The sequence below is a fragment of the Brevirhabdus pacifica genome, assembly GCF_002797755.1.
Lineage (GTDB): Bacteria > Pseudomonadota > Alphaproteobacteria > Rhodobacterales > Rhodobacteraceae > Brevirhabdus > Brevirhabdus pacifica.
Map to the genome: position 1 here is coordinate 571,739 of NZ_PGFI01000011.1, position 20,306 is coordinate 592,044.

General features: G+C 67.8%; 15 protein-coding genes and 1 riboswitch. Of the genes, 12 read left to right on the forward strand and 3 right to left on the reverse strand.

Annotated features, from left to right (window positions below; translation table 11 throughout):
- The first annotated feature begins 15 nt into the window (after positions 1-15).
- Positions 16-1,662, forward strand: coding sequence for an exodeoxyribonuclease VII large subunit (gene xseA, locus CLV77_RS02925; RefSeq protein ID WP_076979333.1), 1,647 nt, complete (start codon positions 16-18; stop codon positions 1,660-1,662).
- 18 nt (positions 1,663-1,680) lie between these two features.
- Here the strand turns inward: xseA and CLV77_RS02930 are convergent, their stop codons facing one another.
- Positions 1,681-2,748, reverse strand: coding sequence for an alkane 1-monooxygenase (locus CLV77_RS02930; RefSeq protein WP_076979332.1), 1,068 nt, complete (start codon positions 2,746-2,748; stop codon positions 1,681-1,683).
- Positions 2,749-3,121: 373 nt separating this feature from the next.
- Here CLV77_RS02930 and ftsY point away from each other — a divergent pair, with 373 nt between their 5' ends.
- Positions 3,122-4,285, forward strand: coding sequence for a signal recognition particle-docking protein FtsY (gene ftsY, locus CLV77_RS02935; protein ID WP_076979331.1), 1,164 nt, complete (start codon positions 3,122-3,124; stop codon positions 4,283-4,285).
- A gap of 85 nt (positions 4,286-4,370) precedes the next feature.
- On the opposite strand, the gene CLV77_RS02940 is transcribed toward ftsY, so the two are convergent.
- The gene (locus CLV77_RS02940) at positions 4,371-4,907 is read right to left on the reverse strand and encodes an MgtC/SapB family protein (protein WP_076981012.1); all 537 of its coding nucleotides are present in this window, start codon (positions 4,905-4,907) and stop codon (positions 4,371-4,373) included.
- Positions 4,908-4,991: 84 nt separating this feature from the next.
- Between CLV77_RS02940 and CLV77_RS02945 the strand changes: the two genes are divergently transcribed.
- From CLV77_RS02945 to CLV77_RS02965, 5 genes are all read left to right on the forward strand, one after another.
- Positions 4,992-5,900, forward strand: a complete 909-nt coding sequence (locus CLV77_RS02945; protein ID WP_076981011.1) for a DMT family transporter — start codon at positions 4,992-4,994, stop codon at positions 5,898-5,900.
- Between the two features lie 2 nt (positions 5,901-5,902).
- Entirely contained in the window at positions 5,903-6,505 is a 603-nt protein-coding gene (locus CLV77_RS02950) for an inner membrane-spanning protein YciB (protein ID WP_076979330.1), read from the forward strand.
- A 140-nt stretch (positions 6,506-6,645) separates the two neighbouring features.
- Positions 6,646-6,722, forward strand: a riboswitch (SAM riboswitch).
- Positions 6,723-6,801: 79 nt separating this feature from the next.
- Positions 6,802-8,019 carry an O-succinylhomoserine sulfhydrylase gene (gene metZ, locus CLV77_RS02955; RefSeq protein WP_076979329.1) on the forward strand — a complete coding sequence of 406 codons (1,218 nt, stop codon included), beginning with the start codon at positions 6,802-6,804 and terminating at the stop codon, positions 8,017-8,019.
- Between the two features lie 244 nt (positions 8,020-8,263).
- Positions 8,264-9,391 carry a GTP cyclohydrolase FolE2 gene (gene folE2 / locus CLV77_RS02960; protein ID WP_076979328.1) on the forward strand — a complete coding sequence of 376 codons (1,128 nt, stop codon included), beginning with the start codon at positions 8,264-8,266 and terminating at the stop codon, positions 9,389-9,391.
- A gap of 122 nt (positions 9,392-9,513) precedes the next feature.
- Positions 9,514-10,962 (forward strand): TrkH family potassium uptake protein, encoded by a 1,449-nt coding sequence (locus tag CLV77_RS02965; RefSeq protein ID WP_076979327.1) that lies wholly within the window; start codon positions 9,514-9,516, stop codon positions 10,960-10,962.
- 72 nt (positions 10,963-11,034) lie between these two features.
- Here the strand turns inward: CLV77_RS02965 and CLV77_RS02970 are convergent, their stop codons facing one another.
- Positions 11,035-12,864, reverse strand: coding sequence for a serine protease (locus CLV77_RS02970; protein ID WP_076979326.1), 1,830 nt, complete (start codon positions 12,862-12,864; stop codon positions 11,035-11,037).
- A 151-nt stretch (positions 12,865-13,015) separates the two neighbouring features.
- Between CLV77_RS02970 and CLV77_RS02975 the strand changes: the two genes are divergently transcribed.
- From CLV77_RS02975 to CLV77_RS02995, 5 genes are all read left to right on the forward strand, one after another.
- The gene (locus CLV77_RS02975) at positions 13,016-13,945 is read left to right on the forward strand and encodes a glycine--tRNA ligase subunit alpha (protein ID WP_076979325.1); all 930 of its coding nucleotides are present in this window, start codon (positions 13,016-13,018) and stop codon (positions 13,943-13,945) included.
- Positions 13,942-14,412, forward strand: coding sequence for a DUF6446 family protein (locus tag CLV77_RS02980; protein ID WP_076979324.1), 471 nt, complete (start codon positions 13,942-13,944; stop codon positions 14,410-14,412). The genes CLV77_RS02975 and CLV77_RS02980 overlap by 4 nt, the downstream gene beginning before the upstream one ends.
- A 151-nt stretch (positions 14,413-14,563) precedes the next feature.
- Positions 14,564-16,618: a glycine--tRNA ligase subunit beta gene (glyS, locus tag CLV77_RS02985; protein ID WP_425319786.1), complete on the forward strand. Its 2,055-nt coding sequence runs from the start codon at positions 14,564-14,566 to the stop codon at positions 16,616-16,618.
- Positions 16,619-16,708: 90 nt separating this feature from the next.
- Entirely contained in the window at positions 16,709-19,351 is a 2,643-nt protein-coding gene (locus tag CLV77_RS02990) for a putative PEP-binding protein (protein ID WP_083707709.1), read from the forward strand.
- Positions 19,352-19,480: 129 nt separating this feature from the next.
- The gene (locus CLV77_RS02995; protein ID WP_076979321.1) at positions 19,481-20,191 is read left to right on the forward strand and encodes a cell wall hydrolase; all 711 of its coding nucleotides are present in this window, start codon (positions 19,481-19,483) and stop codon (positions 20,189-20,191) included.
- Positions 20,192-20,306 lie beyond the last annotated feature (115 nt).

The window sequence follows — 20,306 nt, forward strand, 5'->3', positions numbered from 1 at the left end:
AGCAAGCGAGGGCGGATGTCCGATCTGATCGACGATCCCGAACCGGGGCAGAACGCGCCGGAATTCACCGTCTCGGAACTGTCGGGCGCGGTCAAACGCTCGATCGAGGGGGAGTTTGCCCGCGTCCGCGTGCGCGGCGAGGTGGGGCGCGTCTCGCGGCCCCGGTCGGGGCATGTCTATCTGGATCTGAAGGATGACCGTTCGGTTCTTGCCGGGGTCATCTGGAAAGGGGTCTGTTCCCGCCTGGCCACCCAGCCCGAAGAGGGGATGGAGGTCGTCGCCACCGGCCGGCTGACCACCTTCCCCGGCCAATCCAAATACCAGATGGTCATCGAAGAGATCGCCCCCGCCGGGGTCGGCGCGCTGATGGCATTGCTGGAAAAGCGCCGCCAGATGTTCCAGGCCGAGGGGCTGTTCGATGCCGGGCGCAAGCGGGCATTGCCCTTCCTGCCCGAGGTGATCGGCGTCGTGACCTCGCCCTCGGGGGCGGTGATCCGCGACATCCTGCATCGTCTGCGCGACCGCTTCCCGCGCAAGGTTCTGATCTGGCCCGTGGCCGTGCAGGGCAAAAGCTGCGCCCCCGAGGTGGCCCGCGCCCTGGCAGGGTTCAACGCGCTGACCCCGGGCGGCGCGCTGCCCCGGCCGGACCTCTTGATCGTGGCGCGTGGCGGCGGCTCGATCGAGGATCTGTGGGGGTTCAACGAAGAAGAGGTCGTGCGCGCCGTCGCGGCCAGCCGGATCCCCGTGATCTCGGCCGTGGGGCACGAGACCGACACCACGCTGATCGACCACGTGGCCGACCGCCGGGCGCCGACGCCGACGGCGGCGGCCGAACTGGCCGTCCCGGTGCGGCTGGAGCTGATGGCCGGGCTGGACCAGATGGGCGCGCGGCTGTCGCGCTGTGTCGCCCAGGCGGTCGCGACGCGGCGCCAGCGGGCCGGCGATCTGGCCCGCGCCATGCCCCGGCTGGAAAGCCTGCTGGACAGCGCCCGGCAACGCAACGACGGGGCCGAGGAACGCCTGAAATCCGCCCTGCGCCATGCCACCCAGCACAAGCGCACCCGGCTGGAGGGGATCGCGGGGCCGCTGCGCCCTGGCCTCCTGCGCCGGGCGATGCGGGCAGAGGGAGAGCGGCTTTCCAAGGCTGCCGAGCGGCTGAGACCGTGCCTGGACACCGGCTTGCGCGAACGTCGCTCGGCCCTGGCCAAGCTGTCGGCGGGGCTGCGCCCGCGCGAGCTGCGGCGCGACATCGCCAACCGTGCCGAGGCGCTGGCCCGGCTGGATGACCGCATGCGGGCGGCCTTTGAGCAGGCGCAGGGGCGCCGCCGGGACCGGCTGGAGGCGACCGAGCGCCTGCGCCAGACCCTGGGTTATGTCGAGACGCTGGGTCGGGGCTATGCCGTGATCCGCAGCGGCGAGCATGTGCTGACCGACCGCGCCGCCGCCGCCGCCGCAGGCCGGTTCGAGGTCGAGTTCCGCGACGGTCGCCTGGACGTGGCGGTCACCTCCGGCGCCCCCGGGACCGGAAGCGGCCAGGGGGGCAAGGGCCCGTCCCGGCCCGAACCCGCCCCGGCGCAGGCGGAGCGGGCCGCGAAACCCGCGCCCGCGCCCGCGCGCAAACCCAAGGCCCCGCCGCCGGGGCAGGGCAGCCTTTTCGACTGAATTCGGATGTCGGGGGGCCTATGCCCGCTGAAGCTGTGCCCGGTCGTGCCAGACCTTGACGCGCGGGTTCATCACCTGCCGCCATTTTCGCGGCAGCAGAGCCAAGGCCCCCATCACCGGCAGGCTGAAGGGAAGCTGCGGTGCCTCGCCCTCGTCGGGCATCGACAGGTGCTGGAACGCCTTGCCGGGGTGGGCGTGGTGGTCGGAATGGCGCGGCGCGTTCATCATCATCATCGACGAGAACCAGTGCGGCGCGTTCCACGAATGCTGCGGGCCCACCGGCTCCCACCGGCCGTTGGCCATGCGCCGGCGGCGCAGGCCGTAATGCTGGACATAATCGCTCAGCAAAAGCTGGGTCGTGGCGTAGGCGGCAAGGCCGACATAGATCAGCGCCCCGCGCCAGCCGCCGATGCCCGCGAAAAGCAGGGTGAAGGCCAGCGCGCCCAGGCTGTAACTCCAATAGGGGTTGGCCGCACTCCAGGCCCGACGCTGACGGCGCAGCAGGCGCTTCTTCTCGACCGCGAGGCCTGCCCGGAACGACCCGATCCAGGCACGCGGCAGGAAGCGATAGAAACTTTCGTTCAGGCGCGAAGTGTTGGGATCGCGCCGGGTGGCCACGTGGCGATGATGCACCGCCGGGTGGGCCGAGGCGTGATGCCCGAACAGCAGCGAGATATAGAGCAGCGTGCCCAGCTTGCGCGACAGGAAGCCGGGGCGGTGGATCAGCTCATGTGCATTGGCGTTCGAGACCTGGCCCATGTAGATCCCCGCCGCCAGGAACAGGGCGACATTGGCGCCGGTGCCAAACTCCTTGGCCGGGGGGACCACGTCGGAAAGGGCGGCGACGGTCAGGAACAACAGCACGAAATGCGCCAGCGCCAGGACCACCGGCAGGGTTGCCGCCGCCTTGGGCGAGGGGGTCTGAACCGGGTCGTCCACCCGCGCGAAGGCGTCCAGCGTCAGCCCCATCAGTGTGACCGAGAACAGCGCAAGCCAGGGCCAGGCCCCGCCCCACAACGCCGCAAGCGCCAGCAGGAAGCCGGGCGCCAGCGTGGCGATGGCGAAATTCGCGATGGTCCGTTGCATGGTCACCCAGGTCCTTCCGTGCCGCCCTCCGAAATTACCATCGGATTGAGACGGGAATGTGAAATCTTCCGGCCGCAACCGGTGGCGCGACCTTCGGTTGCCGGGCCGCCGATGGCCCGCGAACGCCCCGTAGATGCATGGCCGGTGCCTGGTGTCGAGTTTCCGACGCCCGGAGGGCACGGGCAAGGAAAATCCGGCCCGGCGGGTGGGATCGGCGGTCCCTGTCCTTGCCTGCCGGGGCCCTCTGCACCCGCCTGTGGTGCGCGGCAACATGTGCGGGCGGCATGCGGCAGGCGCGTGCGGGGCCCATGCCCCTTTTCATGCAGCCCATTTGCGAATAGGTCACAAGGAAACGGAGCAATGGGCAGTCATCATGTCTTTCTTCAAGAAACTCAAAGACCGGATGCTGAAATCCTCCTCGCGGCTCGAGGCGGGGCTGGACGCGATCGTCGAGGAGGGGCAGGAGCCTTCGGGCGCAGAGGTGCCACAGGCCCCGGATGCCGCGCCGCCCTCGGACGCCGCACCGGCGCCGGCCCCGGTGCCTCCGGCTGATCCGGCGGAAAGCCCCGCGACGGCGCCGTCCGGGGCGCCCGTCCCTGCGGCCCCCCAAACCCCCGAGGCCCAAACTCCCGTCTCCCCAGAGCCCGAAAGCAAGGGCGGCCTGATCGACCGGCTGATGGGGCGCGGCGGCCAGGAGGTTGCCCGGCGCACCCTGGACGATCCCATGCTGGAACAGCTTGAGGAACTGCTGATCACCGCCGACATGGGCGTCGATACCGCCCTGCGCGTCACCGCCAACATCGCCGAGAGCCATTTCGGCAAGCGTGTCTCGGCCGAAGAGGTCAAGCGGCTGATGGCCGAGGAGATCGCCCGCATCATGGAGCCGGTGGCCCAGCCGATGCCGATCTACTCCAAAAAGCCCCAGGTCGTGCTGGTGGTCGGGGTCAACGGCTCGGGCAAGACCACGACTATCGGCAAGCTGGCCAGCCAGTTCCGCGCCGTCGGCAAGTCGGTCATCATCGCGGCGGGCGACACGTTTCGCGCCGCCGCGGTCGAGCAGCTTCAGGTCTGGGGCGAACGGGCCGGCGTGCCGGTGCTGACCGCCCCCGAGGGCAGCGACCCCGCCAGCCTGGCCTTCGACGCGATGCTTAAGGCCGAGGCCGAGGGCGCCGACCTGCTGCTGATCGACACCGCGGGACGGTTGCAGAACCGCGCCGACCTGATGGAAGAACTGGCCAAGATCGTCCGCGTCATCCGCAAGCGCGATCCCGAGGCCCCTCACAACACCCTGCTGGTGCTGGACGCCACCACCGGCCAGAACGCCCTGAGCCAGGTCGAGACCTTCCGCAAGCTGGCGGATGTCTCGGGTCTGGTGATGACCAAGCTGGACGGCACCGCCCGGGGCGGCGTGCTGGTGGCGCTGGCCGACCGCTTCGGCCTGCCAATCCACGCCATCGGCGTGGGCGAGCAGATCGACGACCTGGCGCCCTTCGATCCCGAGGATTACGCCTGTGCCCTGACGGGCCTGGAGGTTTGATCCTGCCTCCCGCCCAGGCCGGCGCCCGGCGGGCGCGCCCTTGGCCATGGTCGCCCCATGGCCCGGCGATGTCAGATCCGGAAGACTATTCGGGCGCGTCGGCCGCGTCTGGCCTGTCGCCTGTGTGTTGCGCCGGGCGCTCCTTGGTGCCCATGCGCCGTTCCAGCCAGCCGATGATCGTCATCACCGCCACGACGATGACCGTGGCCATGATTGCCAATGGCAGGCGGCCCGCGCCGCAGGCGACGCCGATGGCGCCCGCCATCCACATCCCGGCCCCGGTGGTCAGGTTGCGCACCTTGCCCCCGGCGGTGAAGATGGCCCCCGCCGCCAGGAAGGCGACGCCGGCGGTGACCGCCTCGATCAGCCGCAGCGGGTCAGGGCGCATCTCGCCCGCGCCGCCGAAATCCATCGTCACCAGCTCCTGCGAGATCAGGATGAACAGGGCCGCGGCCATGGCGATCAGCATGTGGGTGCGCAGCCCGGCGGGCTTGACCCGCTGCTCGCGCTCCCAGCCGATGGCGCCGCCGAGGACCAGGGCGACCAGCAGCCGCGCGCCGGCGACCTCGGGCTCCACCGCAGCGAAGGACCCGGTCATATCGTCTAGGATGGCGTCGAAAATCTTCATGGGCGCTCGCTGTCTTTCGGGGCAAAACACCCGTGTGCCGGCGCGGGTTCCCCGGCGCCGCCCGGCGGGGTGCGCCGTCTGATGGAATGGCTTCTTTCGCTGGAGGGCACGCCCGACGGGCGGCACCTGGCCATGGTCCTGGCCCTGTCGGCAGCCTTGCTGCATGCGATCTTCGGGGCGCTTCAGAAGGGGCGGCACGATCCCTGGCTGACCCGGGGCGCGATCGACATTTGCTACGGGGCGATCGCGGCGCCGGTGGCCCTGTGGATGGTCCCTTTTCCCGAGCCGCACATGTGGCGCATCTTCGCCATCGCCTGGGTGATCCACACGCTTTACAAGCTGCTGATGGGCTGGGCCTATACCAAGGGCGCCTACACGGTGGTCTACCCGGTGGTGCGCGGCACGGGGCCGCTTTTCACGGTGTTCGGGGCCTACCTGCTGTTCAACGAGACCTTCACCCTGACCCAGTGGATGGGGGTGGCGGTGCTGCTGTCGGGGATCTTCGGTCTGGCGGCGTATAACCTGCGCCACGTCAGCGTCGCCCGCGACACGCTGGTGCCGGCCCTGTGGCTGGCGGTGGCAACGGGGCTGTTCGTTGCGGCCTATACCACCTTCGACGCCTACGGGATCCGCGCCACGGCCAATCCGATGACCTTTTTGGCGTGGTTCTTCCTGGTCGACAGCTTCGTGATGCCGGTGATCGCCTGGCGGCGCTGGCGGGCGATGGCGCCGATCGACCGCCCCGAGCCCGCCCCGCTGATGCAACGCGGGCTGGTGGGGGCGATCGTGGCCTTCTTCAGCTTCGGCTCGGTAATGATGGCGACGCGGCTGGACAAGGTGGGCGAGGCGGCGGTACTGCGCGAGACCTCGACGGTCTTTGCCGCGCTGATCGGCTGGCTTGTATTGAAAGAAACGGTCGGACCACGCAGGTTGGGCCTGATGGCACTGATCGCGGCGGGTGCCGTGATCGTCGAAATGGGGGGCTGACCTTGGCCGAACGCAAACTGAACCCGCTGGTGAAACTGGCGCTCGAGATCGGGCCGGTGGCAATCTTCTTCATCGGCTACGTCAAGCTGAAGGATGAAACCTACCTGATCGGCGGGACCGAATACGACGGCTTCATCCTGGCCACGGCGATGTTCATCCCGCTGATCCTGGTCTCGACCGGGCTGCTGTGGGCGCTGACCGGCAAGCTGTCGCGGATGCAGCTGGTGACGGCGGTCCTGGTGGTGGTCTTCGGCGGGCTGAGCGTCTGGCTGAACGATGACCGGTTCTTCAAGATGAAGCCGACGATGATCTACCTGCTGTTCGCCGCGGTGCTTGGCTTTGGCCTGCTGCGCGGGCGCAGCTACCTCAAGGATCTGATGGACGAGATGATGCCCCTGCGCGACGAGGGCTGGATGATCCTGACCAAGCGGCTGACGCTGTTCTTCGCGGGGCTTGCCGTGCTGAACGAGGTGATCTGGCGCACCATGAGCACCGACGCCTGGGTCAATTTCAAGACCTTCGGCCTGTCGCTGGCGGTCTTTGCCTTCTTCCTGACCCAGAGCGGGCTTTTCGCGCGCTACGCAGTGCCGCGCGACGACGAGTGACAGGCTGAAGCCTGCGCGCAGGGAAAACCCGCCCCGAGGGGGCGGGTTGCCTCCGGCGGGGATATTTGGACGACAATGAAGCGCAGGTCGGGCCCTTTGCGGATGCGGCTGCCGCTTGACCTGCGAGGGGGTTTTGGCTAGCAGCGGGGCGTGGCGATTTGTACCGGATTGCGGGCCACGTTAAACATCCCGCTAAAGAGGTCGAGGTTCCCCAGACCCCCGACGCCTTTTCCGGTGTGGGGGTTTTTGTTTGCGCCCGAGGCGGGGCAGGCGGAACCGATCAAGGAGGGATTGAAATGTCCGATACCGAATCCAGCAAACCCGCGGCAGGGGCGGGCTCTGCCTGGCGCCCGCGCACCCGTGCCGTCCATTCCGGCAGCCGCCGCAGCGGCTATGGCGAGACCTCGGAGGCGATCTTCCTGACCCAGGGCTTCGTCTACGACAGCGCCTCGCAGGCCGAACAGCGCTTTGTCGAGCTGGGCGATGACGAGTTCATCTATGCCCGCTACGGCAACCCGACGACCCGCATGTTCGAGGACCGGATCGCCGCCATCGAGGGGGCGGAGGCCGCCTTTGCCACCGCCTCGGGCATGGCGGCCGTGAATGGCGCGCTGTGTTCGATGCTGAAGGCGGGCGATCATGTGGTTTCATCCCGGGCGCTTTTCGGCTCGTGTCTTTACATCCTGGAAGAGATCCTGACCCGCTACGGGGTCGAGGTGACATTCGTCGACGGCGCCGACAACGAGCAGTGGCGCGCGGCGCTGCGCCCCGACACGCGGGCAGTCTTCCTTGAGACGGTCTCCAACCCGACGCTTGAGGTGGTCGATCTGCGCGCGGTCTGCGACATGGCCCATGCCGTGGGCGCGACGGTCGTGGTGGACAATGTCTTTGCCACCCCGATCTTCCAGCCGGTGATCGAGATGGGGGCCGATGTGGTGATCTACTCGGCCACCAAGCATATCGACGGGCAGGGCCGCTGTCTGGGAGGGGTGATCCTGGGCACCGAGGAGTTCATCCGCAAGACGGCCGAGCCCTATCTCAAGCATACCGGCGGGGCGATGAGCCCGTTCAACGCCTGGGTGATGCTGAAGGGGCTGGAGACGCTGCACCTGCGCTGCAACGCCCAGGCCGACAGCGCCCTGACCATCGCGACGGCGCTGCAGGGGCACGAGAAGCTGAACAAGGCGCTTTACCCGCTGGTGGAGTCCCACCCCCAGTTCGACCTTGCCCGGCAGCAGATGAGCCGCGGGGGCACGGTTCTTGCGCTGGATCTGAAGGGCGGCAAGGAGGCGGCGTTCCGGTTCCTCGACGCGCTGGAGATCATCATCATCTCCAACAATCTGGGTGACGCGAAGTCGCTGGTGACCCATCCGGCCACCACCACCCACCAGCGGCTGAGCGAAGAGCAGCGCGCGACCCTCGGTATCACCGACGGGCTGGTGCGGGTGAGCATCGGGCTGGAGGACACGGACGATCTGCTGGAGGATATCCAGGCGGCGTTGGCGGCCGTCTGAGGCGTGCAATACGCCACAGGGTTCGGGGACGGGCGGCGCCGGGGATGGCGCCGCCCGTGTCGTTTCAGCGGGCCGTTTCGGCCCCGCGGGCCGGAATTTCATGCCCGAATAGGCGGGAAACCCGTTCCGGCAGATGAAACGCGGCCCTGATTTTGTGTGGGATTGCGGGTTGGCGACCCTCGGGGGTTGGACATTTGCCCGAGTTTGCCCACATATAGGCGGCGTCGATGCGCGAGGTGACAAGATGAATGTCCATACGCCCAAGGTCGCGCTGGCCCCGGACCGCGAGGAGGCCGAACGCGCCCTTGAAACTCTCAGGAACTGGGCCGCAAGCGCGGCGCCCGAAGAGGTGGCGCAGCTTGATCCCCGGGTTTCACGGCTGTTGCCGAGTGATTCGCTGTCGAATTACCCACCGCTGTCGCGCCACTACCCCGACGCGTTCCAGGCCGATGCCGATTACCGCCGCACGCTGCCCGACCTTCAGAACGGTCCGGCATCGCTGATCCGCGGCGCGCAGCGGCAAATCCAGCATGTGGGCATTTCGGATTTCCGCCTGCCCATCCGGTACCATACCCGCGAGGGGCACGAGCGGGGCGAGGGGCCGGGCAGCGACCTGCATCTGGAGACCTCGGTCACCGGCACGGTCAGCCTTGAGGCGGGCAAGAAGGGCATCAACATGTCCCGGCTGATGCGGACCTTCTACCGCCGCGCCGAGGAGACCTTCAGCTTCGAGGTGATCGAGGCGGCGCTGGACGATTACAAGGCCGATCTGGAAAGCTTGGATGCGCGTATTCAGATGCGCTTTTCCTTCCCGATGAAGGTCGACAGCCTGCGCTCGGGCCTTCAGGGGTATCAGTATTATGACATCGCGCTGGAGCTGAACGAGAGCAACGGTGTGCGCAAGAAGATGCTGCACCTGGATTATGTCTACTCCTCCACCTGTCCCTGCTCGCTGGAGCTGTCGGAGCATGCGCGTCAGTTCCGCGGTCAGCTGGCCACGCCCCATTCCCAGCGATCCATCGCCCGGGTCTCGGTCGAACTCTTGCCCCACATGCCCTGCCTGTGGTTCGAGGACCTGATCGAGATGTGCCGCGAAGCCGTGCCGACCGAGACCCAGGTCATGGTCAAGCGCGAGGACGAACAGGCCTTTGCAGAGTTGAACGCCGCCAACCCGATCTTCGTCGAGGATGCGGCACGGCTCTTTTGCGAGCGGCTGCGTTCGGATCCCCGGATTGGCGATTTCCGGATCATCGCGAGCCATCAGGAAAGCCTGCACAGCCACGATGCCGTCAGCGTCCTGGTCGAGGGCGCGACCTTCGAGACCGAGAGCCTGGATCCGCGCCTGTTCCACACGCTAGGCCGCCACGGCTGATCCCGCCCCGGCGGGGCCTGCCGGTCCGGCGCGCCGTCGTGGCGCCGGGGCGGACCGCGCCCGGCGGGTGCAGATGCGCGACCGCTTGACAGTTTGCCGCGCCGACGCCAAGCCTGTCCGTCATGTTTGATCTTCGCCCCGTGGGATATGTGATCGGTCTGCTGATCGCCGCGCTTGGCGCGTCGATGCTGATGCCCATGTTCATCGACCTTCTGCAGGAGGATGAGCACTGGACCGTGTTCCTGACCTCGGCCCTACTGACCAGCCTGGTGGGGGGGCTCTTGTCGCTGTCCTGTGCCAATGGCGTGCGCGAACGGCTGAACATCCAGCAGACATTCCTCATCACCACCGGGGTGTGGTTCGCGCTGCCGGTCTTCGGGGCGCTGCCCTTCCTGCTGGGCGCGACCGAGGCGCGTTTCGTCGACGGCTTCTTCGAGGCGATGTCGGGGCTGACGACCACCGGCTCGACGGTGTTTTCCGGCCTTCAGGACCTGCCCCGGGGGCTGTTGCTGTGGCGCGGGTTGATGCAGTGGTTCGGCGGCATCGGGATCATTGTCGTCGCCATGGCCTTCCTGCCCGAGCTTCGGGTCGGGGGCATGCAGATCTTCCGCTCGGAAGGGTTCGATACCTTCGGCAAGATCCTTCCCCGCGCCGGTCAGATCGCCTCGCGGATCTCGGTGATCTACGTGGCCCTGACGGGGGTCTGCGCGCTGACCTACCTCTCGCTGGGCATGGAGCCATTTGATTCGGTGGTCCATGCAATGACGACCGTGGCGACCGGGGGCTTTGCCAATTCCGACGCTTCCTTCGGCGGCTACGGGGCCGCGATCCAGTTCACGGCCGTGCTGTTCATGATCCTCGCGGCGCTGCCCTTCGTGCGCTACGTGCAGCTGCTGAACGGGTTGGCGCAGCCGCTGGTGCTGGATTCCCAGATCCGCGTCTTCCTGATCCTGACGCTGGCGGTCAGCGCGGTGCTGATCCTGTGGCTGGCGGTGACATCGAACCTGCCGCCGGGGGATGCGTTGCGCTATGCGCTGTTCAACGGGGTGTCGATCCTGACAGGGACAGGATACGCCAGCGCGGATTACATGCTTTGGGGGGCGTTCCCGGTGGCGGTGCTGTTCTTTGCCGGGCTGATCGGCGGCTGCGCCGGCTCGACCAGCTGTTCGATCAAGGTCTTCCGCTACCAGCTTCTTTTCGCCTCGGTCCGGGCGCAGATCCGCAAGATCCACTCGCCCCACGGCATTTTCCAGCCCCGATACAACGGCCGACCCGTGGCCGAGGATGTCCTGTCCTCGGTGATGGCCTTCTTCGTGCTGTTCGTGGTGACGCTGGGGATCCTGACCGTGCTGCTGGCGATGACGGGGCTGGATTCGACCACCGCCCTGTCGGGGGCGGCGACGGCGCTGGCCAATGTCGGGCCGGGTCTGGGCGACAAGATCGGACCGGCGGGCAATTTCGGCGGGCTCAGCGACACGGCGAAGTGGTTGCTGACCGCTGGCATGCTGGTGGGCCGGCTGGAGCTGATGGCGGTTTATGTGCTGCTGACAGTCAAGTTCTGGCGCGGCTGAGGCGCCGCATCGTGGGGGCGGGGCGGCCCCCGCAACCGGTGCCGCCCCGCGAACCCTTTTCTTCTGCCGTGCTTATTCCCAGCAGCTGACCAGGACGGTCATGTCCGAGGCCAGGAGCGCCAGATCCTCGGGCGCCATGACGCCGTTGGTGCTGTCGCTGCTGGTGGTGATGCCCAGGTCGGTCAGCACCTTGCCAAGCGCCGCGGGCTTGACCGCGAAATGCACGTCTTCGGGAAGCTGACGCTCGGCCTCGCCGCGGGCCAGAAGCATGCCCAGAACGGTGCCCGAACGGTCGAACACCGGCCCGCCCGCGTCGCCAGAGCGTGCGGCAACCTCGAGGCGCTGGATATTCTCCTCCCCGGCCAGACCGCGCAGCTCCGAAAGCTGTCCGTAGGTCAGGGTGGGGGCGCCAAGCGCGCCCTCGTAGGAAAAGCCCGAGACCGCGACTTGGGAATCCACGACCGGGGTGCCGGCGGTGAAAGTGGCGTGGGCCAGGGGGGCCAGGCTTTGACGGGGCTTCAGCACCGCCAGGCCCGAGGTCTCGTCGCGGCGGGTCACATCGGCCTCGAAGCTGTCGTCGATGGTCACGCGCGAACATTGTGCAACCGCGTCGGCGGTGGTCACGACCGTGCCCTTGCCGTCCACATAGAAGCCCGAGCGCGAGACCGTGGGCCGGCGCACCTCGAGGCCCGAGACCAGGTCGATCTGGGACGGCGCGTCGGCAGCGGCGGCGGGGGCCAGCACCGTCTCTCCGGTCGAGGCGAAGCTGTCGCGCATCATCGACGCCACGCGGTTCATCACGCGGGCATCCTCGGGCGGGAAGACCAGGGCGAAGCCCTTGATCTGGCCGTTGTCATGACGGGCCCAGGTATAGGAATGCAGGTTCGTTCCCTGACCGGTCAGCACGAAGCTGTCGCCGCTCTTGGAGCGCTCCCCCTCGATCGGGACGATGGCGAGGGTCTGCATGATGTCGAAAAGCCCGTAGAGCGTCTGGCGCGTGCCGGGCTGGCTGATGAGCAGGACGCGCACGTCGCGGTCGGTGGCGGCGCTGTAATGAACGAAGGGCGGCTCGACCCGGTCGAACTTGACCAGGGCGGTGGGCATCATCACCTCGACGCCCGCACGTTCGTCAACCACGGTGGCCAGGTCCAGCTCGGCCAGAACCGAGGTGTAGCCATCCATCAGGCGCGTGCGCTGGCGGATGGTCAGAATGCCCGTGACCTCGTCGCCCTGGGCTTGCTGGTATGAGGACATGGCGGCGCGGGTGCCGGCGCCGAAATCGCCATCGATGGCGGCGCTGTAATGGCCCTCCCATTCCAGCGCGCGCTGAAGGTCCTTGCGCTCCGCCTCGGTCAGCAGACGCTCGGAGGCGCGGGCCTGGGCGGGGGTCTCTTCGACCGGCTCGGGGTCGGGGGTGGCCTCGGGGGTGACTTCGGCGGTGGCGGTGCCAGGGGCCGCCTCGGTCGTCGCCTCGGGTGTGACGCCCGGGGTCTCCGTCGCCTCGGGGATGGCGGGCTCGATCACGACCTGGCCTTCGGTGCTGGCACCGGTGCTGGCCTCGGCGGTGGTGGTGGCATCACGACCGGCGGGCCAGAACTGTTGCCGGAAATTGCCGCCATCGGCGATGAAGGCGTCACGGGGCACGGCGCCCTGGTTGCGCAGGGTGCGCAGGCGAACGCGGGCCTCGGCGGCGGTGTAGGGTCCAAGCGCGATTGCGTACCAGCCGGTGCTGAGGGCGTGGCCGGTGACATCCTGCAACCGCGACGAGAAGGCGCGGGCACGGTCCTCGGCCTGGCGCAGGGTCGGACGGGCCTCGATCTGGATCCAGGACCCCGTCTGCGCCAGCGCGGCGCCGGTCCAGGCCATCATTACGAAAAAATAGGCCGCTATCCATCGCGTCATACTCGTATCCCTGCAAATCTCTATCAGTGGTCGCGCCACTTCGCGCCGGTACTCAACCGCAAGCGGCACGGGAGGTCAATTCTTGCCGCTATCAATTGACCGTGGCTGTGCCTTTGCCTATGGAGAACGCGCTTTCCCACGAGAGGTTTCAATGTCCGCCAGCCAGAGCACGCCCCGCAGCTTCCAGGAAATCATTCTGCGGCTGCAGGCCTACTGGGCGTCGAAGGGCTGCGCCATGCTGCAACCCTATGACATGGAGGTGGGCGCCGGCACCTTTCACCCCGCGACGACCCTGCGCGCTTTGGGCGACCGGCCCTGGGCCGCGGCCTATGTGCAGCCCTCGCGCCGGCCCACCGACGGGCGCTATGGCGAGAACCCCAACCGGTTGCAGCATTACTACCAGTACCAGGTGCTGATCAAACCCAGCCCGCCCGATCTGCAGGAGCTCTATCTCGGCTCCCTTGCCGCCATCGGCATCGACATGGCCATGCACGACATCCGCTTTGTCGAGGATGACTGGGAAAGCCCGACCCTGGGCGCCTGGGGCCTGGGCTGGGAAGTCTGGTGCGACGGTATGGAAGTGTCGCAGTTCACCTATTTCCAGCAGGTCGGCGGCCATGACTGCAAGCCCGTCTCGGGCGAGCTCACCTACGGGCTGGAGCGGCTGGCGATGTACGTGCTGGGCGTCGATCACGTGATGGACATGCCCTACAACGACCCCGACGCGCCGATCCCGCTGAGCTATGGCGACGTCTTCCGCCAGACCGAGGCCGAGTATTCGCGCTGGAATTTCGATGTAGCCGACACCGAGACCCTGCGCCGCCATTTCGAGGATGCCGAGGCCGAGTGCCAGCGCATCCTGGCCAGCCCCGCCGAGGATCCCAAGACGGGCCGCACCATCATCATGGCCCATCCCGCCTATGACCAGGCGATCAAGGCCAGCCATCTCTTCAACCTGCTGGATGCGCGCGGCGTCATCTCGGTGACCGAGCGCCAGGCCTATATCGGCCGGGTGCGTGCGCTGGCCAAGGCCTGTGCCGACGCCTTCGTGCAGACGCCCGCCGGCGGGGTCGCGGCATGACCGGAAAAACCGCTGCCGCCAGCATCGTGATCGCCGCTTTCCTCACGGGTATCTCCGTGTGGTACCTGCAGCTTTACTACTACTACGACACCATCGACCCTGAGCAGGTCGAGATCCGGCTGACCCCATCCGACGGCGGCGCGCCGCGCCCGCTTGAGATCTCGGAGTTCGAGGGGATCGACGCCACCAGCTCACCCCTGCGGATGCGCGGTTGCTTCCGGGTTCGCGAAAGCCTTGAGACCCTGCGCCGCGAATACACGGTGATGCCGGATCCCACGCCCCTGGTCGGCCCCGGCTGGTTCGAGTGCTACGACGCCAACACGGTGGGCGACGATCTGGAAAGTGGCGCCGCCGTCGCCTTCCTGGGCGAGAAGGCCATCGCCGACGGAGTTGACCGGGTGATCGCCATCTATCCCGACGGCCGCGGATATGTCTGGCACCAGCTCAACGACAAGTACCAGGACTGATACGACGATAACGCGACGGGCCGGCCCTCGGCCCCGACCCGCCCCTTCCCGGACCCGGCAGGCACAGCCGCCGCCCCGGACAAGCGACTAGGACAAGACCCCGATGCCCGATCTTCTGCTCGAACTCTTTTCCGAGGAAATCCCCGCCCGCATGCAGCAGCGCGCCTCCGAGGATCTTCGGAAGCTGGTGGCCGACGGCCTGGTCGAGGCGGGGCTGACCTATGGCTCGGCCGCGTCCTTCTCCACCCCCCGGCGGCTGGCGCTGACGATCGAGGGCCTGACCGACAAGAGCCCCACCTTGCGCGAAGAGCGCAAGGGCCCGCGCACCGACGCCCCCGAAAAGGCGCTGGAGGGGTTCCTGCGGTCGACCGGGCTGTCGCGCGAGGATCTGGAGACCCGCGCCGACAAGAAGGGCGAGGTGTTCTTTGCCGTGATCGAAAAGCCCGGCCGCCCCGCCGAGGAGATCGTGGCCGAGGTCGTGGCCGCCGCCATCCACAACTTCCCCTGGCCCAAGTCCATGCGCTGGGGTAGCGGCAGCCTGCGCTGGGTGCGGCCGCTGCATTCGATCCTGTGCATCCTGCATGACGAGGGCGGCGCGCGGGTGGTCGACCCGCAGATCGCCGACGTTCCGGCGGGTGACAGCACCGCCGGGCACCGCTTCATGGCGCCGGCCCGCTTCACCGTGTCCTCGTTCGAGGATTATGCCGTCAAGCTGAAGAAGGCGCACGTGGTGCTGGACCCGGCGGAACGGGCCGACCATATCCGCGCCGATGCCGAGAACGCGGCCTTTGCCCAAGGGTTGGAATTGGTCGAGGACAAGGGCCTTCTGGCCGAGGTCGCGGGCCTTGTCGAATGGCCCGTGGTTCTGATGGGCGACATCGGCGCCGACTTTTTGGACCTGCCGCCCGAGGTTCTGCAGACCTCGATGAAAGAGCATCAGAAATTCTTCTCGGTGCGCAATCCGTCCAGCGGCCGGATCGAGAAATTCGTGACCGTCGCCAACCGCGAGACCGCCGATCAGGGGGCCACCATCCTTGCCGGCAACCAGAAGGTGCTGGCGGCCCGCCTGTCGGACGCCAAGTTCTTCTGGGAAAACGACCTGCGCGTGGCCCGCGCGGGCATGGGCGACTGGCTGGAAAGCCTTGCCAACGTCACCTTCCACAACAAGCTGGGAAGCCAGGCCCAGCGGATTTCGCGCATCGCGGCCCTTGCCCGTGAGATCGCGCCGCTGGTGGGGGCCGAGCCTGATCTCGCTGAACGCGCGGCGCAGGTCGCCAAGGCGGATCTGGCCAGCGAGATGGTCTATGAATTCCCCGAGCTGCAGGGCGTCATGGCCCGCTACTACGCCGCTCAGGCCGGGCTTGCGCCCGAAGTGGCCGCCGCCACGCAGGAACATTACGCGCCGCTGGGCCCCTCGGACGACGTGCCCTCGGCCCCCGTCTCGGTCGCTGTGGCGCTGGCCGACAAGCTGGACACGCTGGCCGGCTTCTGGGCCATCGACGAAAAGCCCACCGGGTCGAAAGACCCCTTCGCCCTGCGCCGCGCGGCGCTGGGGGTGATCCGGCTGGTGCTGGAGAACGACCTGCGGGTGTCCCTGACCGGAAACGACGGACTGCTGCGTCTGGCGGCGGACGGGGTTGGCGCCCGCAAGACCGACAACGGCGAGCAATCGGCTGACATCAATGACTTGCTGTCCTTCATCCACGACCGGCTGAAGGTCTATCTGCGCGACCGGGGCATCCGCCACGACGTGATCGATGCCAGCCTGGCGATGCCCGGCTCGGACGACCTGACGCTGCTGGTCAAGCGCGCCCAGGCCCTGTCGGATTTCCTGGGCACCGAGGATGGCACCAACCTCTTGCAGGGCTTCAAGCGGGCCAACAACATCCTGACCCAGGCCGAGGAGAAGGACGGCGTCGAATACAGCTACGGCGCCGATCTCAAGCTGGCCGAAGGGCCCGAGGAAAAGGCGCTGTTCGTCGCGCTGGACCAAGCCGAGCCGCAGATCCGCGACGCCATGCAGGCCGAGGATTTCGCCGCCGCGATGGGCGCCATGGCCGCCCTGCGCGCCCCGGTCGATGCCTTCTTCGAGGCCGTTCAGGTCAACGCCGACAGCGCCATCATCCGGCGCAACCGGCTGAACCTGCTGCACCGCATCCGCGCCGTCTGCTCGGGCGTGGCCGACCTGACGCGGCTGGAAGGCTAGGGCGCGCGGCGCTCCGCGCGCCATCTGCGCCCAAACGGGGGCGAACCCCGCGAAATCCTTGGCATCCCGGGCGACGGCACGGGTTGCCAGATGGCGCCAAGCCGCTATTCTGCGTTTCCAACAAGGGATGCCGCAGTGCAGAATTTACCCGAATTCACCGAGATCACCCCGACCGCCGACATCTCGTCGGGCGCCTATGGCGCGCGGTCCAAATGCCTGCAGAGGCTGATCCGGCTGGACATGCCCGTGCCCCTCAGCGTGGCACTGCCCTTCATCGAGGTGCGCGCCATCGCCTCCGGCCACCGGCCCGATACCCGCGCCCTGCTGGAGGCCTTCGGCAAATACCCCCTGATCTCGGTTCGGCCCAGTGCCGAGACCGCCGACTGGGGCGGGCCGGGCACGATCCTGAACATCGGGATGAACGCGGCCACGACCGCCCACCTGGCCGCCACCATCGGCAAGGAGCCGGCCGAGAAACTTTACCGGCGCTTCGTCCAATCCTTCTCGGTCGAGGTCGCGCGGCTGGACGCCGAGGCCTTCCCCCCCGGGCAGAGCCTGGAAGGCGCGCTTGCCGCCTACGAGGCCGAGATGGACGAGCCCTTTCCCGACGATCCGGCGATCCAGCTTCTCGAGGTGCTGCGCTCGATGGCGCGGGCATGGGAGGGCACGACCGCGCGGCTTCTGCGCCAGGCCAAGGGCGCCCCGGCCGAGGCCGGCCTGGGCCTTGTCGTCCAGCGCATGGCGCTGGGACTGGGGCAGGGGGAATGCGGATCGGGTGTGATCCAGTTCATCGACCAGGCCACCGGCGCCCAGCAGATCAAGGGCCGATACAAGAGCCAGGCCCAGGGCCGCGAGGCGCTGACCGCCGACGCGGGCGCGCTTTACCTGACCCGCGATCCGCGCGGCGAATCCCTTGAGGAACGCTGTCCCGAGCTTTTCGCCGAGCTTCTGGCCCATGGCGCGCGCGGCCGGATCGGCCTGCGCGAGGAGATGCAGATCGAATTCACGGTCGAGGATGGCGCCCTGCGCATCCTGGACGCGGTGCGCGTGCCGCGCAGCGCGCGGGCCGGGGTCCGGGTCGCCGTCGATCTGGCCAACGACGGGGTGATCCCCCGCGAAGAGGCGCTGATGCGGGTCGAGCCGCAGGCGCTGGGCGAGCTTCTGCACCCCCAGGTCGACCCCGAGGGGGAGCGCGACGTCTTCGCAACCGGCATCGCCGCCAGCCCCGGCGCCGCCATGGGCCGGATCGTCTTTTCCGCCCATGCCGCCCAGGCCTGCGCCGCCCAGGGAGAAGCCTGCGTGCTGGTGCGCCACGAAACCTCGCCCGAGGATATCCGCGGCATGCATGCCGCCCGCGGCGTGCTGACCGAGCGGGGGGGCGTCACCAGCCATGCGGCCGTGATCGCACGCGGGCTGGGCGTGCCGTGTGTGGTGGGTGCTTCGGGGCTGGCGATTTCGTCCCGGGAACGCACCATGACCACCGCCGACGGCCGGGTCTTCCGCGAAGGCGACATCATCTCCATTGATGGCTCGCGCGGGGAGGCGCTGGCCGGTGCGGCCGCGATGCTGCCCGCCACCCTCGACGACGGCTTCGCAACCTTCATGACCTGGGCCGAGGAGTTCAGCGACCTGGGCGTTCGCGCCAATGCCGACACGCCCCAGGACGCCGAAACCTCGCTGCGCTTTCATGCCGACGGCATCGGCCTGTGCCGGACCGAACACATGTTCTTCGAGGATGACCGCCTGACGGTCATGCGCGAGATGATCTTCGCCGACGACGCCGAGGATCGCCGCGCCGCGCTGGAACGGCTGCTGCCCATGCAGCGCGAGGATCTGCTGGCGCTTTTCGAGATCATGGAAGGCAAGCCGGTCTGCATCCGTCTGTTCGACCCGCCCCTGCATGAGTTCCTGCCCCAGAACCGTGAAGGCGTGCGCCAGCTGGCCGAGGCGATGGACCTGTCGGTCAGCCGCGTGAACCAGCGCATCGAGGCCCTGCGCGAATTCAACCCGATGCTGGGCATGCGCGGCGTGCGCTTGGGCATTACGGTCCCCGAGATCTACGACATGCAGGCCCGCGCCATCTTCGAGGCCACGGTCGAGGCCGGCCGTCGGGGCGCCCCGATCGAGCCCGAGATCATGATCCCGCTCGTTTCGGCCAAGCGCGAGGTCGAGCTGGTGAAAGGCCGTATCGACAGTGTCGCGGCCGCGGTCCGGGCCGAATCCGGCGTCGATTTCGGCTATCAGATCGGCGTCATCGTCGAGACCCCGCGCGCCGCCCTGCGGGCCGGCGAGATCGCCGATCACGTCGACTTCATGAGCTTTGGCACCAACGATCTGACCCAGATGACCTATGGGCTGTCGCGCGACGACGCGGGCCGCTTCATGGGCACGTACGTGCAAAGCGGGGTCTATCCAGAGGACCCGTTCCACATCCTCGACATCGAGGGTGTGGGCGAATTGCTACTGATCGCGGCAGAACGTGCGCGGGGTTCCAAGCGCGGCTTGACCCTATCCATCTGTGGGGAGCATGGAGGGAATGCCGAATCGATTGCGTTCTGCAGGACGGCGGGAATGGACTATGTGTCCTGCTCTCCGTTCCGGGTTCCCGGCGCCCGCCTCGCGGCGGCGCAGCTGGTGATATCAGAAGCGCCCGAGCGGCAAAAAGCGACGCTTTCCCAATGGATTGCACGTCGCCTGAGACTGAGGCAGGGGGATCGACCCAACGAGGTTTGATCCCATCGCACGCGCAAGAAACCGCCGGTGCTTCCGGCGGGCTGGACCCTTTTTGCATTCTCCTTTACCCCTTCGTCGAGTTTCGGGCCGCCAAGCTGCGGTCCGCCAGTGTGTCAGACGGGGTAATCGATGAATCTTCGAGTGGTTCTCTTTACGAGCTTTTCCGCAATCGCGGCGACCTGTGGTGTCGCCATGGCCGATGTGACTGCCAGCACGGCTACCGATCCGAACGCGCGTATCGCACCACGGGTTTCCTCGCTCCTCGGGGCTGAGCGGAAATTCGTCGGCAGCGTCGGTGCCGAGCACCTGGGCAAGGTGGCCGAGCCCTTCATCGACAAGAGCGGCGCCATCGCCCGCATCCGTCCCGAGCCGCGCCCCGTCACCTACAGCCGCAAGTTCTTGTCCAAGTTGCCCAAGGCAACCGGCGGTGCCGACCTGCGCTGCCTGGCCGAGGCGCTTTACTTCGAGGCGCGCGGCGAAAGCGTGAAGGGCCAGTTCGCGGTGGCCGAGGTTATCCTGAACCGCGTCGATCACCCGCTTTACCCCGACAGCGTCTGCGGTGTGGTCAACCAGGGCACCGGCCGCAAGTGGCAGTGCCAGTTCACCTACACCTGCGACGGCCTGGCCGAGGTGATCCGTGAACGTCGCGCCTATGACCGCGGTGCCAAGATCGCCAAGCTGATGATCGACGGATCCGAGCGTCGCCTGACCAAGGGCGCCACCCACTACCACACCACCGCTGTGAACCCGAAGTGGAACAAGGCCTTCCCCAAGACGGCCAAGATCGGCAGCCACATCTTCTACCGTCAGGCCGTGCCGCAGCGCTTCGCAAAGCGCTGAAGATCCCTGAGGCCGGTGCCATCGCGCCGGCGAACGTCCCCGCCGGAGGTGGATCCCGGCAAATTCCGGCCCCCGTTTCCGGGGGGCCGTCTGGCGGCTGGGAAATTCCCGCGCG

Excerpts from the sequence above, each read along its gene's own strand:
- glyS (WP_425319786.1), top strand. The coding sequence starts at position 14,564 with ATGCAGCAGCGCGCCTCCGAGGATCTTCGGAAGCTGGTGGCCGACGGC.
- CLV77_RS02995 (WP_076979321.1), top strand. The coding sequence starts at position 19,481 with ATGAATCTTCGAGTGGTTCTCTTTACGAGCTTTTCCGCAATCGCGGCG.
- folE2 (WP_076979328.1), top strand. The coding sequence starts at position 8,264 with ATGAATGTCCATACGCCCAAGGTCGCGCTGGCCCCGGACCGCGAGGAG.
- CLV77_RS02975 (WP_076979325.1), top strand. The coding sequence starts at position 13,016 with ATGTCCGCCAGCCAGAGCACGCCCCGCAGCTTCCAGGAAATCATTCTG.
- CLV77_RS02980 (WP_076979324.1), top strand. The coding sequence starts at position 13,942 with ATGACCGGAAAAACCGCTGCCGCCAGCATCGTGATCGCCGCTTTCCTC.
- ftsY (WP_076979331.1), top strand. The coding sequence starts at position 3,122 with ATGTCTTTCTTCAAGAAACTCAAAGACCGGATGCTGAAATCCTCCTCG.
- xseA (WP_076979333.1), top strand. The coding sequence starts at position 16 with ATGTCCGATCTGATCGACGATCCCGAACCGGGGCAGAACGCGCCGGAA.
- CLV77_RS02990 (WP_083707709.1), top strand. The coding sequence starts at position 16,709 with ATGGCGCCAAGCCGCTATTCTGCGTTTCCAACAAGGGATGCCGCAGTG.
- CLV77_RS02930 (WP_076979332.1), bottom strand. The coding sequence starts at position 2,748 with ATGCAACGGACCATCGCGAATTTCGCCATCGCCACGCTGGCGCCCGGC.
- CLV77_RS02965 (WP_076979327.1), top strand. The coding sequence starts at position 9,514 with ATGTTTGATCTTCGCCCCGTGGGATATGTGATCGGTCTGCTGATCGCC.
- CLV77_RS02970 (WP_076979326.1), bottom strand. The coding sequence starts at position 12,864 with ATGACGCGATGGATAGCGGCCTATTTTTTCGTAATGATGGCCTGGACC.
- metZ (WP_076979329.1), top strand. The coding sequence starts at position 6,802 with ATGTCCGATACCGAATCCAGCAAACCCGCGGCAGGGGCGGGCTCTGCC.